Annotated in this window: 12 protein-coding genes; 5 read left to right on the top strand and 7 right to left on the bottom strand. The window is 65.3% G+C overall.

Annotated elements, in window-relative coordinates; genetic code table 11:
- Nucleotides 1-9: 9 nt before the first annotated feature.
- Both CLU92_RS28250 and CLU92_RS10240 read right to left on the bottom strand, forming a co-directional pair.
- Nucleotides 10-708, bottom strand: coding sequence for a YXWGXW repeat-containing protein (locus tag CLU92_RS28250; protein WP_243858018.1), 699 nt, complete (start codon nucleotides 706-708; stop codon nucleotides 10-12).
- A gap of 188 nt (nucleotides 709-896) precedes the next feature.
- Nucleotides 897-1,139 (bottom strand): hypothetical protein, encoded by a 243-nt coding sequence (locus tag CLU92_RS10240; protein ID WP_101481814.1) that lies wholly within the window; start codon nucleotides 1,137-1,139, stop codon nucleotides 897-899.
- Between the two features lie 365 nt (nucleotides 1,140-1,504).
- Between CLU92_RS10240 and CLU92_RS10235 the strand changes: the two genes are divergently transcribed.
- The 5 genes from CLU92_RS10235 to CLU92_RS10215 all read left to right on the top strand — a co-directional run bounded on the left by CLU92_RS10235 (nucleotide 1,505) and on the right by CLU92_RS10215 (nucleotide 8,289).
- Nucleotides 1,505-3,820, top strand: a complete 2,316-nt coding sequence (locus CLU92_RS10235) for a hypothetical protein (RefSeq protein WP_101481813.1) — start codon at nucleotides 1,505-1,507, stop codon at nucleotides 3,818-3,820.
- Nucleotides 3,821-3,839: 19 nt separating this feature from the next.
- On the top strand, nucleotides 3,840-6,146 hold the full coding sequence (locus CLU92_RS10230) for an SUMF1/EgtB/PvdO family nonheme iron enzyme (RefSeq protein WP_180338484.1): 2,307 nt from the start codon (nucleotides 3,840-3,842) through the stop codon (nucleotides 6,144-6,146).
- A gap of 62 nt (nucleotides 6,147-6,208) precedes the next feature.
- The gene (locus CLU92_RS10225; RefSeq protein ID WP_243858019.1) at nucleotides 6,209-6,928 is read left to right on the top strand and encodes an SIMPL domain-containing protein; all 720 of its coding nucleotides are present in this window, start codon (nucleotides 6,209-6,211) and stop codon (nucleotides 6,926-6,928) included.
- A gap of 78 nt (nucleotides 6,929-7,006) precedes the next feature.
- Nucleotides 7,007-7,405 (top strand): OsmC family protein, encoded by a 399-nt coding sequence (locus CLU92_RS10220; protein ID WP_101481810.1) that lies wholly within the window; start codon nucleotides 7,007-7,009, stop codon nucleotides 7,403-7,405.
- Nucleotides 7,402-8,289, top strand: a complete 888-nt coding sequence (locus CLU92_RS10215) for a pirin family protein (protein ID WP_101481809.1) — start codon at nucleotides 7,402-7,404, stop codon at nucleotides 8,287-8,289. The genes CLU92_RS10220 and CLU92_RS10215 overlap by 4 nt, the downstream gene beginning before the upstream one ends.
- 9 nt (nucleotides 8,290-8,298) lie before the next feature.
- Here the strand turns inward: CLU92_RS10215 and CLU92_RS10210 are convergent, their stop codons facing one another.
- The 5 genes from CLU92_RS10210 to CLU92_RS10190 form a co-directional block, all read right to left on the bottom strand.
- Nucleotides 8,299-10,776 carry a TonB-dependent receptor gene (locus CLU92_RS10210; RefSeq protein ID WP_101481808.1) on the bottom strand — a complete coding sequence of 826 codons (2,478 nt, stop codon included), beginning with the start codon at nucleotides 10,774-10,776 and terminating at the stop codon, nucleotides 8,299-8,301.
- Between the two features lie 113 nt (nucleotides 10,777-10,889).
- On the bottom strand, nucleotides 10,890-11,858 hold the full coding sequence (locus tag CLU92_RS10205; protein WP_180338483.1) for a FecR domain-containing protein: 969 nt from the start codon (nucleotides 11,856-11,858) through the stop codon (nucleotides 10,890-10,892).
- Nucleotides 11,858-12,367 carry a sigma-70 family RNA polymerase sigma factor gene (locus CLU92_RS10200; RefSeq protein ID WP_257561046.1) on the bottom strand — a complete coding sequence of 170 codons (510 nt, stop codon included), beginning with the start codon at nucleotides 12,365-12,367 and terminating at the stop codon, nucleotides 11,858-11,860. The genes CLU92_RS10205 and CLU92_RS10200 overlap by 1 nt, the downstream gene beginning before the upstream one ends.
- Nucleotides 12,368-12,472: 105 nt before the next feature.
- A complete protein-coding gene (locus CLU92_RS10195) occupies nucleotides 12,473-13,075 on the bottom strand; it encodes a metal-dependent hydrolase (RefSeq protein WP_101481806.1) in 603 nt (200 codons plus the stop codon).
- 392 nt (nucleotides 13,076-13,467) lie between these two features.
- Nucleotides 13,468-15,042 (bottom strand): FHA domain-containing protein, encoded by a 1,575-nt coding sequence (locus CLU92_RS10190; protein ID WP_243858021.1) that lies wholly within the window; start codon nucleotides 15,040-15,042, stop codon nucleotides 13,468-13,470.
- Nucleotides 15,043-15,236: the final 194 nt, after the last annotated feature.

Here is a 15,236-nt window from a genome sequence, read left to right as displayed (position 1 = left end):
TGCCGCGTATTAGCTGCGGTTCGGGTTGTTCGGACGCCGGTCGTCGCGGTTCGGTACCCCATCGCCGTCGCGGTCGTGGCGATTGCCATTGTCGCGGTCATAGCGGTTGGGGATGCCGTCGCGGTCACGGTCGCCGTTCGGCCCGCGTGGCGACCAGCGGCCTTGCTCCATCTGCCAGCGGCCATCGCGCTGGTTCCAGGCGGGCGGCGCATACACATAGCCGGGGCGTTCGGCGATCCACACGCCTGGCGTCCAGGCGTAGCGCTGGCCGCGCCATTCCCAGTGGCCGGGCGCCCAGATGTAGCCGTGGCGCGCGCGCGGGATGGCTTCGCGGCGCGGTGGCGGCGGGGCGATGCGGATCTCGTCATAGCGCACGGGCTGCACTTGCGCGGCGACCCAGCCGCCACGGTCCAGGCGCCAGCGGTTGTTTTCTTGTATCCAGGCGGCCCGGCGGTACTCGTTGCCGCCGCGTTCGCGCAGCCATTCGCCGCTGTTCCAGACATGGCGCTGGCCATCCCAGTTCCAGTAGCCCGGTGCCCAGACATAGCCGGCACGCGGAGCTGGCGCGCTTTCAAAGCGTGGGGGAGGCGGGGCGTTGCCGACGACAATGCTGACGCCGAGCTGATTCTGTGCCATGGCCTGCACGGGCAAGAAGGCCGCGGCGCTGATGGCAAGCATGGCTGCTGCGTAGAGTGTGATGGGTTTCATGGTGTTCTCCATTTCGGTGATTGCATGAAATGGACTATAGGCGCTTGCTGGCGGTTTTTCGCCTTTGATTCAACTTATTACAATTGACACAATAATGTGTGTCCGTGTATCCGTGGCAGATACAAATGGCGGCCTGACGCGTTGGCTAGCCGTGGGGCGCCAGGCGGCGTGGAGTCAGCATGGATGCTTCACATGGTGCTGGCGGTGGCGTTGCCCAGCAAGGCTTGCCGTTCCTCGATCAGCGAGATTTTCTTTTCCTGTTCCGTCAGGCGCTTGGCGCTGACCACCACCACGGGGATGGCGCCGGCTTGCGTCGCAGCGGCTGTTTTCGTGGCCGTTGGCTGGGCGAAGCTGGCATAGCTGGCGCCGCAGGCGATGGCGACGGCGACGGCGACGGTAAAGATGGCTTCCATGTTTTTCAAGGCTTTCATGATCGTTCCTTTCTGGTGGCGGGTGGGTATGTCTGCACTGTAGCCATGCGCGCGCCCATGCGCCATGCGGATGCGACCAGCCGTGGTTTTGGCGGGATGGCCTGCAAAAAAACGGCGCTGAAATGCCTGCGCCCGGTACTGGGGGCGACCGCTTGAATTGAGGCCTAATTCGCCCTGTATCCCTAGATATGAATGCAATTTCCCTATGGCATTATTTGACACTGCACAGTGTTGTGCGCCTGTTGTGAGCCGCGTCGCGCACACATGGCGCGTGCCAGGTGCTGCGCCAGCTGTCCTGCTAGAATCGGCATGGCAGCGGTGTTGCACATACTTGTGCACACAATCATTCTCATCAGGAGTCACACATGTTCCAATTGTTTGGTTTTGGCGGCGCCCGCTGCCCGCGCTGCGAGCACAAGAACGGCGCTGCCGCCGGCTATTGCGCGCATTGCGGCTTGTCGCTGGGCGCCCCCGACAGCGACGCGGTGCTGCACGCCAATCAGTGGCATCTTGCCGATGGGCAACTGGCCCTGTTCTTCGGCGTGCGCGAACTGTCCTCGCTGTTCGGCGGCGCGGCGCGCCGCCTGCAGGTGCCCGCCGAGTCGCGTGCCTGGATCGTGCAATCGGACGCTTTCACCTTGATACCAGCCGGCGACTACGATAGCGCCACCTTCTTTGCGCGCCTGCCTGCACTGCTGCCGGCGCGTCCGGCGGAAGTGCTGATTGCGCGCGCCGACGCGGTCAGCCTGGAATTCGACCTGCCCGGCCTGGCCAGCACGGAGTTGCTGAACGTCGCCGCATCCCTGCGCGTAGATATCGCGCTGGGCCAGCCCGATGCGTTCGCGCGCCAGTTCATGCGCGCGCCGGGCGCCGTCACGCGCGCCCACCTGCACGCCTTGCTGCTGCCGTCCGTGCGCCAGATTGCGCTGGAATTCATCGGCAGCCGCGCGCTGCGCGAAATGGACGCGAATGCCGACTTGCGGCCCGAATTGAACGAACGCCTGCAATCGGCCCTGACCCAACGCCTGGCGCCCAGCGGCCTGGCCGTGGCGCGCGTGGACACCCTCAGCCTGCGGCACGACAAGCGCGAGGGCAACGGCGACGCAGCCATCGGCACCCTGTGGCTGGGCGGCTTGCCGGCGCAGGAACTGGAACAGCACAGCCTGGAGCGCATGAAGCAGCTCGACCAGCTGTATGACGAGGAAGAGTGGCAGCGCATTCGCCGCGAAGAGCTGGCGGCGCGCCATGCGCACCGGCGCGCAGAGCTGCAGCAGGATGCGACGGTGGAAAAGGCGGAGCAGGGCTACCAGGAAGCGGAGCGCCTGCAAGCGCTGCGCGGGCGCCAGATCGACCTTTATGGCCGCATCCTGGAAGCGAAATCGCGGCGCCAGGCGCTCGACCATGGCGCCGCGCTGGCGCTGGGTGAGCTGGAACAGGAACTGGCGCAAAAGGGCGCGCAGCGCGCCGATGAAGCGGCCAACTGGGAACACGTGCGCGCGCTGGCCACCATCAAGATGCGCAGCGAGCTGGAACTGTCGCAACTGCATGGGCGCGAGCAAATCCAGCTGGCGCAGCAGCGCTTTACCCATCAAGTCCACTTGCAGTCGATCGCGCAGCAAATTGAAAGCGCGCTGCTGATCGACGACGAAACCGGGCGCCGCACCCAGCTGGCGCGCCTGCGCCAGGCCGAAGCGGATGCGGCGCAGCGCGAGGCGCAGCTGGAGGCGGAGCAGCACCAGGCAGCCTGGCAGGGCCTGATGCTGGCGAATGCGGCGCGCAAACGCGAAGCCGAGCGGGTGCAGGAGTGGGAAGACCAGATGCAGCTGGCGCGCCAGCGCGAGCTGCTGCGCGCCGAGGCGCACAAGGATGAAGCGGCCCAGGTGCAGGCGGCAGAAATCGCGGAAAAAGTGGCGGTGCTGCGGCGCGGCGGCGCGCGCGAGGACGCCATCGCGCAGCAGGAAAAGCTGCTGCGCACCATCGAGGCCGATGGCGTGCACGCACGCCAGTTGCAGCAGCAAACACAGCTGGCGCAGCTCGACGCGCTGGCCATCGAGGAACAGCGCCAGCAGCTGCGCCAGCTGGAGCAGGAAGCGCAATGGCAGCGCGATCTGCTGGCCATGGCGCAGCAGCGCGAAAGCGACTACGCGCGCTGGAAGGGCGAATATGAAGCCTTGCTGGCGCAACAGGCGCATGCCGCCGAACTGGCGCGCATCGACATCGATCGCATCGAGAAAATCGGCACGCTGAGCGACACGGGCAAGGTGGCCATGGCCGCCGGGCAGAATGCGGCCGCGCTGGCGCAAGTGCTGAAGGTACAGTTGCAGGCAGGCATGAGCGCCGAGCAGATCCACGCGCTGGCTGCGCTGGCGGCGGCCGAGAACAGCGTCGCGCCGCTGGATGCCATGCGCATGGCGCAGGACAGCGTGGCGCAGGAGCGCAGCTACCTGGAAGGCCAGGCGGAGCGTGAACGGCGCCAGCAGTTGGACCTGATCAACTTGCACAACGCTGCGCACGCGCATGGCCTGTCGGCGCAGGCGCAGCTGGGTGTGGCCGTGGCGCAGGCGCTGCAGCCAGGTGCCGCTGCTGCCGCGCCAGCACGCTGCAAGAACGGCCATGCGCAGCGCGCAGGCCATCCGGAAGATAAATTCTGCGCCGCCTGCGGCGTCGCCCTGCAGCCTTGATGGAAGCGTTTCACCCCAGATGATGCAAAAAGCACGAGACAAACTGCGGGAACTGCGCGCCCTTCACGACGACGGGCTGCTCAGCGAGCAGGAATTTGAACGCCGCAAGAACGCCATCCTTGACGCCGAGTACGCGCCGCCGGGCGCCGCGCCCGCGCCTCTGCCCGTGCGCCAGGGTACGGAACTGGGCTTCATGACGGGCCAGGAAATCGGCCCGCAAAACCGCCGCTACCGGCTCGAACGGCTGATCGGCACGGGCGGCATGGGGCAGGTGTGGCAAGCCACCGACCTGGCCACGCACGCGGAGCTGGGCAGCAGCGAAATGGTGGCGCTGAAGATCTTGCCGGCGCAGCTGACGCAGAGCGCCACGCATGCCAAGCTGCTGATCGAGGAAGCCACCCAGGCGCGCAAACTCGCGCATGAAAACATCGTGCGCGTCTATGAGTGGGCGCAAGACCCGGCCACGGCCAGCTATTTCATCATCATGGAATGCCTCGATGGAGAAGACCTCGAGCACTATCTTGGGCGCCAGGGCACGCTGCCTCTGTCGACCGTGCAGCAATTGCTGCAGCCGGTAGCCGATGCCTTGTCGTATGCGTGGGAAAAGCACAAGCTGGTGCACCGCGACATCAAGCCGGGGAATGTCTTCCTGACGGCGAAAGGCGACATCAAGCTGCTCGATTACGGCATCGCTACACGCGTGCGCAATGCGGACAGCAGCCTGGCGCTGGAAACGCCGAATGCGGGCACGCACGGTTATCGGGCGCCCGAGGCAGGCGCCAATCAGCGCCAGCCCAGCCCGCGCCTGGATGTCTATGCGGTGGCCGTGATGATTTACCAGATGCTCGAAGGGCGCATGCCGTTCGACGATGCGCGCAGCGCCAGCCATTTGCCGTCGTCACCGCAGTCGCTCAATGCAGCGCAGTGGCAGGTGCTGCAGAACGGCTTTTCCTTGATGGCGGAATTGCGGCCGCACTCCGTGCAAGCCTTGCTGGAAGGGCTGGAGCGCGCCGCCGGACCGTCGCCTGAAGAACTGGCGGAACAGGCGCGCCAGCAGCAGGCGCGGGCGGCGCAGCAGCAAAAGCAGGCGGCGCTGGCCGCCGAACAGGCCCGCGAAGCGGCGCTGAAGGAAGCGCGCGCGCGCCAGGAAGAACTGGACCAGCGGCGCAAGGCGGAAATCCAGGCCGCTGCGCTGGAAAAGCAGCGGCAGGACAAACTGCGCCGCGAGCAGGAGGCGCAGCGCCATTTCGAAGCCGAAGAGGCGCGCAAGCTGCGCAAGGAAGCGCTGCGCGGCCAGTTGCGCGCGCGCCGCGAAGCTGATGCCGCCACCGCCTTGCAGGAACACCAGGAATTGCAGCGCAAGGCCATCGTCGCCAAGGCGGAGGCGGCCTATCGCGCCGAGCAGGAACGCGCGCGCAGGGAAGAGGCCAGCCGCGCCGCCGCCGCATCTGTCCCGGCGCCGGCATCCGTGCCGGCAGCAGAAACGGAACACGTGGCACCGGTGGCCAATGCCGAAGGCATCTTGCGCGATGATTTCCTCGATGGCCCGGGGCAGGGGCCGGAACTGGTGCTCATTCCCAGCGGCCGCTTCCAGATGGGTGCGCACGAGACGGAACACAAGGCCGCCATCCAGGCAGGCTCGCAGCAGGCCTGGCTCGAGCGAGAGACGCCGCAGCACTGGGTCGGCATCGAGCGTCCGTTCGCGCTGGCGCGCCATCCCGTCAGCGTGGGAGAATGGCGCGCCTTTGTGCAAGCGACGCAATGGGCGGGCGGTTCCGAAACGGACTGGGACAATCCTGGGTTCGTGCAGAACGACCAGCACCCGGTGGTGGGCGTGAGCTGGAATGATGCGCAGCTGTACCTGGCGTGGCTGAGCGACCGCACGGGCCGGCAGTACCGCTTGCCCAGCGAAGCCGAATGGGAATACGCCTGCCGCGCCGGCACGCGCACCGCCTTCAACGTGGGCGAAACGATCAGCACCGAGCAAGCCAACTACGATGGCCTGTATGTCTACAATGGCGGCCCGCGCGGTGTGTACCGCGGCGGCACCAGCCCGTTGGGCAGCTTCGCGCCGAATTCCTGGGGCTTGTTCGACATGCATGGCAATGTGTGGGAATGGGTGCAGGACGTGGTGCACGACAATTACGAAGGCGCGCCCGTCGATGGCAGCGCGTGGGAAGAGGGCTGCGACAGCAGCCGGCGCATCCTGCGCGGCGGCTCCTGGCTGTACCACCCGCGCTACCTGCGCTCGGCCGTGCGCAATAGCTTTTCCACCGTGCTGTCGAACGACATCGTGGGCTTCCGGGTGGCGCGCACGCTCGACTAATTAATTGTCAAAAGTGTCATCTTGACGGATACTTCATGCATCTTAACTGCGCTGGAGTATCCGTGTTCAAGAACCGCCTGCTGTCCATCCTCTTCGTTTGCCTGCCCATGCCTGCCCTTGCCGGCGACTTGCCTGCCTACCCCTTCATCCATGCGACGGGCACGGCCTACAGTTTCATCATGCCGGACCTGGGCGAGATCGACTTCGACGTCAGCGTCTACGACCCCGTGCCGGAGGTGGCCACGGCCCTCGTGCAGACGCGCATCACGGAAATCAAGGCGCTGTTGCTGGAGCAAGGCCTGGCCGAGGCGGCGGCAGGCATCGAGGTGCGCGACGTACGCAAGGAAATCCGCAAGGGCGCCGAGCAGGACCCGGCCAATCCGCAGTACCTGATCAAGGCCAGCGTGCATATCAACGTGGCGGATCTGTCAAAGTGGCCCGCCGTCATGCGCCCGCTGCTGGCCATGCCCAATCTCGATGCGTTTGCCACCACCTTCGGCGCCACGCAGCGCGTCCGCCTGGAGGAGGAACTGGTGGGCGAGGCCGTCAAGGATGCGCAGCGCAAGGCCGACGCGATGGCGCGCGGCTTCGGCAAGCGCGCGGGCGCCGTGGCCGGCATCTCGTCGGACCAGCTGAAAAACCTGGGTAATGCGGTGGGCCTGGTGCCGTCCGATCGTTACCAGCGCGCCAACAGTCGCGCGCAGAAAAATCCCGACGACATGCTGATCGTCACCAGCCTGAAGATGGCGCAGACGGTCGACGCCGTGTTCCGCATCAAATAGCCAGGCGCCCCGGGAGCGGGCTGCGCAAAGCGGGCAAACGGTGTAAATTGTGGCTTTCCAAACGCACCAAGGAACGCCATGACCATCAAAGCCATCCGCGACCAGTCGCAACCCATGCGCCACATCGTGCACGTGCGCGATCACATCATCTCCGCCGACGCCTCGATAGAGGAAGGTGGCGGCGATGCCGGCCCGTCTCCGCACGACCTGTACGACGCGGCCCTGTCGGCCTGCAAGGCGCTCACGGTGGTCTGGTATGCCAGGCACAAGGGCATCCCCCTGGAACACGTGGAAGTATCGACCGAGCGCGATGCCAGCGAAGAGCGCAAGGGCGTGTACCGCCTGGCCGCCACCCTGCACCTGACCGGTGACTTGAGCGACGCGCAGCGCCAGGAATTGCTGGCCGCAGCCGGCAAATGCCCGCTGCACAAGCTGATGACGGCTGTGACCACCGAAGTGACGACGGTGCTGGCATGAGCGCGGCTATCCTGAAAAGCCACGAAAAGGACCTCGGGGGCGGCTTCGTCGTGCGGCGCTTGCTGCCTTCTGCAGTAAAACAGGCCGTCGGCCCCTTCATTTTCTTTGACCATTTCGGCCCCATCGACGTGGCGCCGGACGCCAACCACGACGTGCGCCCCCATCCGCATATTGGCCTGGCCACCGTCACCTATCTCTTCGAAGGCGCGATCGACCACCGTGACAGCATAGGGTCTTATCAGCGCATCGAACCGGGCGCCATCAACTGGATGACGGCCGGGCGCGGCATCGTGCATTCCGAGCGCACGCCGCACGACCTGGCGGGACAACCGCACCGTACCCACGGCTTGCAACTGTGGGCCGCGCTGCCGAAGGCGCATGAAGAGGATGAACCGAGTTTCACGCACACGCCGCAGGCCGACATTCCCGTCGTGCCGCTCGATGGCGCCATCGTGAAAGTGTTGATCGGCACGGCGTTTGGCAAGACCTCGCCCGTGCGCACCTATATGCAGGCCTTGTACCTGGACGTGGCGCTGCAGGCGGGCAAGGCGCTGCGCCTGGAGGGCTTGCCGGCGGAAGCGGCGATTTACCCGATCAGCGGGGACGTGCTGGTCGATGGCGTGGCGCTGCTGCCGCACACCATGGCCTTGCTGGAGGAGGGCAAGGTGCCTGTCGTGACGGCAGGCAGCGGCCCGGTGCAGTTTGTTGTCATCGGCGGTGAGCCGCTGGACGGCCACCGCTTCCTGTTCTGGAATTTCGTCTCATCGAGCAAGGAGCGCTTGTCGCAGGCGGCCGACGACTGGAGCGCCCAGCGCATGGGGCAGGTGCCGGGCGAGACGGAATTCATTCCGCTGCCGAAGGCGCCATTGCGGCCTTCGGCATAGGCATTTCGTTTAGAAACGCGCGCGCAAGGTCAGTTGCGCCTTGCGCGGTTCGCCATAGAAATTGCCCCACGCAGGCGCGCTCACCGTCTGGTAGTAGCGCTTGTCGAGCAAGTTCGTCACGGACAGCGCCGCCGTCCAGTTGCGGTCGATTTGGTAGGCGGCGCGCGCGCTCCACAAGGCGTACGCGCCTTGCGCCACCTTCACGTCGCGCGTGGTGCGCGAGCTCTCCGTCTGGAAGTTCACGCCGCCACCCACGCTCCACTTCTGCAACGCGCCGGCCAGGCGGTAGTCGCTCCACGCGCGCAGCATGTGGCGCGGCGAGTAGGTGCTGGCGAACATCACGCCCACAATCGAGGTCTGGTCCAGGTATTTGAAGTTGTTCAAGGTGTAGCCGGCGAACAGCTGCCAGCCCGGCGCCACTTCGCCGCTGATTTCAGCGTCGAGGCCTTCGCTGCGCACCTTTCCCGTCGAGAAATAGCACTCCGTGCCGCTGGTACAGATATTGACCAGATCGGCCTCGGCGCGGTTGCGCTGCTCGATGCGGAACAGCGCCAGCGAGGTATTGACCTTGCCGTTGAACAGTTCACCTTTCACGCCCACTTCCAGGTTGCGCCCTTTGAGCAGGTCGAGCAAGGCGCCATCGGCCGTGCGCTGGTTTTGCGGCTGGAAGATGTCGGAGACGCTGGCGTAGCCGGACCAGTCCTTGTCGAATGCGTAGATCACGCCGCCATACGGCGTGACGACGCCGTTTTCGCGGTAGGGGTCGAGATACACCTCGCCCGTGTCGCGGTACACGCTGCTCGATTTGTAGTTCGACACGCGCGCGCCGGCCACCACGGTGAGCGGGTCGCTGACGCTGAAACGGGCCACGCCATACGCGCCCGTCTGCGTCATGGTCGTCAGGCTGTGAGCACCACCATAGCGATTTTCGCGAAGCCAGGCATCGCTCGGTTCCGCTACGCCGTGATTGGGTTGCAGGGCGCTATTGGGCAGCTTCATCATGGCCAGGCTGTAATCGCTGTCGTTTTCCAGCCGGTTCGTGCTGATGCCCGCGCTGAAGCCGTGGCGGCGGCCAAAGGCGTTGAATTTGCCATCGAGCGACAAGTCGACACCCTTGTTGGTGGTGCCATAGTCGAACACGCCGGCGTACATCATCATGCCGGCCAGGGTGGCGGGGTTGAGCGCACCCAGGTTGAACATGTATTTCACGTCATGCTGTTCGCGCGTGTAGTTGGCGCTGGCTTTCAGCGACCAGTCGGCATCGAAACGGTGCTCGAATTCGGCGAAGGCGGCCGTCTGGCGGCTGTCCCACCGGTTCCAATCGGCGCCGAGGTAGGTCGAGCGGGGCAGTTTCGGGTCGCTGCCGTCGAGGTAGCGGGGCATGCCGGAGAAAAACGGGGTCGAGTGCAGTTTTTCGTAGCTGGCGCCCGTCGTCAGCTTGCTGCCCGGCGCCAGGTCGAATTCCAGCACGCCGTACAGTACGTCGGTGCGGCTGTTGGCCACGTCATAAAAATAATCGCGCTGGTCGTGCGCAGCCACGACGCGGCCGCGGATGCTGCCCGACTCGTTCAAGGGGCCGGTGACGTCGACTTCGCCGCGCACGTCGTTCCAGCGGCCCGCGCTGAGCGCAAGTTGCGTCTGTTTTTCCGCTAGCGGGCGCTTGCGCACCATGTTGATGGCGGCGCCCGGCGAACCCGTGCCCTGCAGCAGTCCCGTGGCGCCGCGCACGATTTCCACGCGATCCAGCATGGCGGTATTGCTGGTAAAACTGTTCGCCTGCGGGTAGTACATGGCGCGGTTGACGCCATCGAACTGGTAGGTCTCGACCATGAAACCGCGTGAATACACATAGCGTCCGCCCATGGGGCTATCGTACATGGTGATGCCGGTGGTATTGGCCAGCACGGCGTCGATGGTGCTGAGGTTCTGGTCGTCCATTTTCTGCCGCGTGACGACACTGACGGATTGGGGAATTTCGCGCAGGGTCTGCACGCCCTTGCCGACGGTGACGGCGCGTGCCGCGTACGAGCTGCTGTGCTCACTGACGGGGTCGCGCTCCATGCTGGCGCTGACCATCACGGGCGCCATGGTCTTTTCTACGCCAGCCTCCGAGGTGGAGGATGGCGCCGCCTGGCGCAGCACGTAGGCGCCGTTCGGCAGCTGCACCGCTTCCATGCCGCTGCCGGCCAGCACCTGGGAAAAGCCTTGGGCTACGTTGAAGCTGCCGCGCACGCCGGGCGAGCGCAGGCCGCGCGTCTGCGCGGGATCGGTCGACAGGCTGACGCCGGCGGCGACGGCAAAATCGTTGAGGGCGGTGGCCAGCGGGCCGGCTGGCACGGCGTAGGGTTGCGGTGCTGCGGCGGCAGCCTGGCCTTGCGCCAGGGCGGGTGCGGCGATGAAGGCGGCGGGGGCGGCGCAAGCCATGGCGAGGACGGCCAGGCGGATGGCGCGCGCGGCGGGATGGAGGACGGGGGTGGTCAGCTGCATGCTCGGTCTTTCTGCTCAGGGTGTGGTAAATGGTGGCTGAATCTGCTTCTTACTTATCAAGCCGAAGCAGCGCATCGAAACACCAACCCCTGGCGCAAAAAGGCTGAAAATAATTATGCGGGCCTGGCCGCCACCGTGGCCCAGTAGCGTGTGAAGTAGGTCACTTGCAGCCCGTGCGAGGCGCACAGGCTTTCCAGCGCGGCGTCGATATCGTCGAGGCGGTAGGTGCCCGTGACGGGCCGCCGCGCCACCTTGGCGTCGCATACGAGGCGCCCGCGCCGGTAGCGCGCCAGTTCCCGCACCAGTTGCTGCAGGGGCCAGTCGGTGGCCACCAGCATGCCGCGCAGCCAGCTGTCCTGGTGCGCTTGCGTGGCCTGCACATTATCCGCGCCAGTTTCGCCAAAGCGTAGCTGCTGACCCGCTTCCAGGCGCCGCACGGCGTCCGGTCGTGCAGCGCAGCGCACTTCTACGGCGTGCTCGAAGACGCTGACGGTGCTGCCATCGGCGTCGCATCGTATGCCGAAGCGCGTGCCCAGCGCGCGGATCACGCCGTGCCGGGTGTCGACCAGGAAGGGGCGCGGATCGGGCGCCGTCGTGATCATGATTTCGCCATGGTGCAGGCGGATGCGGCGCTGCGTGGCGCTGTAGGCGACATCCAGGGCGCTATCCGTATTGACCTCCAGGCGCCCGCCATCGGCCAAGGTGACGTGGCGGCGCTGGCCCGGCGCCGTGCGCAAGGACGCCGTCAAGGCTTGCCATGGGCTCGACTGCAGGCCTGCCTGGCCCAGCGCGATGCCGCCGCCGGCCGCCACCAGCAGCGCGAGTATCTTGGCGGCCGCGCGCCGGCGTTGCTGCGCCGCCTGCAGCGCGGGCAGGGCGAGGCTGGCGGGTATCGTGCCCAGCTGGCCATCCATGCGCTGCAGCAGTTCCCAGGCCCGTTCATGCTCGGCGCTGGCGTCGCGCCATGCCTGCAGCGCTGCCGGGTCGGCGCTGCCGCATTGGAGTTCCACATGCCAGTGGGCGGCGGCGGCCAGCACATTGCGGGGGATTGGGGCTGAATGCGGGGCGGAAGGGCCAAACATCAGCCGGCCGCCAGCATCAGGCATTCCGTGTAGGCGCGCACCAGGTGTTTCTTGACGGTCGGCAGGGATATGCCGAGGCGCCGGCTGATATCCACATAGCTGAGCTCCTCGATTTGCGCCAGCAGGAAGATGGCCCGCGTGCGCGCGCCCAGACTGTCGAGCAGGCGGTCGATGGCGAGCAGGGTTTCAATGATGATGGCATGCGTTTCGGCGCACATCGATACCGGTTCGGCCTGCTGGGCCAGCGCTTCCAGGTAGGCGTGCTCCAGCGCCTGGCGTCGGTAGCGGTCGATCAGCAAGCCGCGCGCAATCGTCGCCAGGTAGCCGCGCGGCTCGCGCAGGCACTCCGCATCGCGCTTGCCCAGCAGGCGCAAAAAGGTGTCCTGCGCCAGGTCGGCCGCCTCGGCGCGATTGCCCAACTTGCCGCGCAGCCAGCCATACAGCCAGCCATGGTGCTCGCTGTACAGGGTGCTCAGGTGGCTGGCATGGGTGGGGCTGACGGTACTCACTGCGTTCTCCAGGCAAGGGAAGAGCTGGGCTGACGGAACGCGGTGTGCCGGCTGGCTGGGCTTTTTGAGAATGATACTCATTATCACATTGCCACGCCGCCGGCGTCAATTGGCGCCACCACCAAGGCGCCAGCGTTCCTGCCACTGTTGCAGATCCGCCCAGGCTTGCTGCAGGGCAGTGGCGGACCAGTGTAGCAGGCTGTCGAGCGCCAGCAGGGTGCGCCGCAGGTGGATGCCATCGAAAAATACATGGTCGGCCACGACCGTGGCGGCCAGCCAGGCGGCGGCGATGACGATGATGTCATGGCGGCCGCTTTTCCACCAGCGCAGAGAGTGGCGGCGAAAGATCCACGGCACGCCCAGCGGATTGGGCCAGTCGGCCAGCAGATGCATGATACCGCCCGCCGCAAAGCCGAACAGGGGCGGCGCCCAGAGGTGGTGCGGCAATTGCAGGTAGGTGTAGATGAGCAGGGCGATCCAGGCCAGGCCCCAGTGCGTCCAGGTGCGGTGCGTGATCCACAGTCGGTGCGTGCGCGCCCACCAGGCCACTTCCAGCCAGTCGGGCGCCGTGCCGCCCAGCGCGCCCATGATAAAGGCGAGCATGCTCAGCACTTGATAGGGTCCACCGGCGTCAGCGTGCGCGACCAGGGCCGCGGCAATCACGCCGGCAGCCCAGCCGGTCGCATGGTGCGCTTTGTTGGAAGCCATAGGAAATGTAAAACGCTATGCGGGCGCTTTGTGAAATGCAAGGGATATTAACTGGATGAATATACAGTATGCAAGGGCGTGAAGGGGGAGTATTTGCAGAATATCTGGCGATAATTTGTTAAATTGTGTGTCGGAATGGCCTTGCCAGCGAGCTCGGCAACGCATGCCGGCCAGTCAAGTGTATTGTGTGGCTGATAATGCAATTGGCGCGGGGCGCACTATGCTGAAGGTAGTCCTACGTTTTGAAGAGGTCTTGCCATGAAAATCCCGCGCGAATTGCAGATCCCCGCCATCGTGTTTACGCTGGAAGCGGTGTTTATACTCGGCTTGTCGATGATTTTTCTCGTACTGGTGCCGCGCTAGCGATCAGGGAGGTGCAGGACGTCGTTGTATCAGGCGGTTTGCATGGTACTACTATCGCACAGCGCCGCACCCTCGGTGCGGATGATCCAGCATTCCGGATACGGTTCGCTGGCGAAGCGTTTGTGCCGCGCGAAGCCGCTGAGTTTATCCAGAGCGGTAGCGGGGGCCAGTGCTGTTTCCTTGCCACTGGCCGTGTCCAGGTGCCAGAAACCGCCGTTGCGGTGGAAGAGCACGGGTAGGCAGCTGGCCTGCGGCGTGGCCAGGTGGGTGGCTGGCGAGGGCTGGGCTTCCGGCAGCAGCAGGTAAAAACATTCGGCGCGGGCGCCGTGGTCGATGCGGTGCAGGATTACGCCGTGCGCAAGGATGGCCGTGACGCTGAGCACGACGATGCCCTTGATGCTGGCAGACAGTTCGATGCGCATGCCCAGCCGCAGGGCGACTGGCTTGTGCTTGCCAGGCCATACGCCGTCGAGCAACACACCATAGCGTGACACGTCCTCGATTTCAAAGCCTTGCTGGCCGCGGCGGATGATGGCATGGCGGCCTGACAGGCGACGTGTCAAGCCATTGTTGTCCTGGCCGTCGGGGTTGAAATGGCTGAGCAGCACATCGGCTTCCGGGTCCACCAGCTCGAAGCGGCCCAGCATGCATTCTTCCAGCGCGAACAGGCGGATCTGGCGCTGTTCGCCCGCTTCCGGCGCCGCATTGACGAGGCAGGCGGCCTGGCTCGGATGCGGATGGCAGTGGCTGGCGGCGGGCAGGTCGACTTCGATCAACTCCTCGTCCCAGGCGATGGTGGTAAAACCCATGTCGATCTTGCCTTGCGGCGCAGATAAATCCACGTGGGCGATGCCGGCATTGCGCGCCGTCACGTCGAGGTTACAGCCGTCGCCACCCGTGACGCGGGCGATCGAGGCGTCGTCGGCCATCACGCGCACATTCTTGTGCGTGCTGAGGAAGATCTGGTGGATTTCCGTCAGGGTGGCATCGCGGCGCGGCACCAGGATGACGAAGGTGCACACCCATTTCTGCGCCACGGCGCCGTCGACATGGCTGTGCACTTCCACTTCGATCTGGTACTGCCCGTGTTCCTTGTTGCGCGAGGAGAACTCGACAAACACGGGGCGCCAGTCGCCGCGGGTGGTACGCACGAAATCATGCTGCACATGGCCACGGGGTATCAGGTCCGAGCGCAGGCGCAAGGTCAGTTGCGGCGCACAGGCGGCGCTCATGCCGCGCAGTTCCATTTTCAGGGTTTGCCGTCCGCCTGCCGCACGGGGATCGAAGCCGCTGATGTGCAGATGGGTTTGTACGGGCTGGTAGGCCGGCGCAGCCGCTGGCGCGGCAACGGCGGCTGGCGTGAATGGCGGAGGCGCGGTGGAGAGCGGCACATTGCTGCTCACGGCCTGAAAGGCTGGATCATGGGCCGGGGCGTGCGAAAGCGCCGTTGCCGATGGCTCGGAACGGGCGCTGCGCAGTGCGGTCAACAGGTCGTAGCTGCTGGGGGCATTGGTCGCTTGCGGGTGGTTGCCCGCACAGACTGTTTCCCCAGGCAAGACCCAGAACGTACAGTGCGGGTGCTCCGGGTTGCTGCATTTTTTCATGACATTCTGACTCGAATCGAGCGGGGGCATTTTGCCCTCTGTTCTACATGAGAGCTTACGCGCTTTTGCGCCTGCTTGGCAACTTTCGCAGCGCCGGAATGCGCTCTTTTTGCCCGAATTCATGTTCCCGGTCACACCATGCAATACGCGCCAAGGAAACCATTGCTCAAAAACATATTTTATATCTTTCTTGA

This window comes from Janthinobacterium sp. 61 (assembly GCF_002846335.1).
Classification (GTDB): Bacteria; Pseudomonadota; Gammaproteobacteria; order Burkholderiales; family Burkholderiaceae_D; genus Janthinobacterium.
This window is presented reverse-complemented; position numbering and strand designations above follow the sequence as displayed.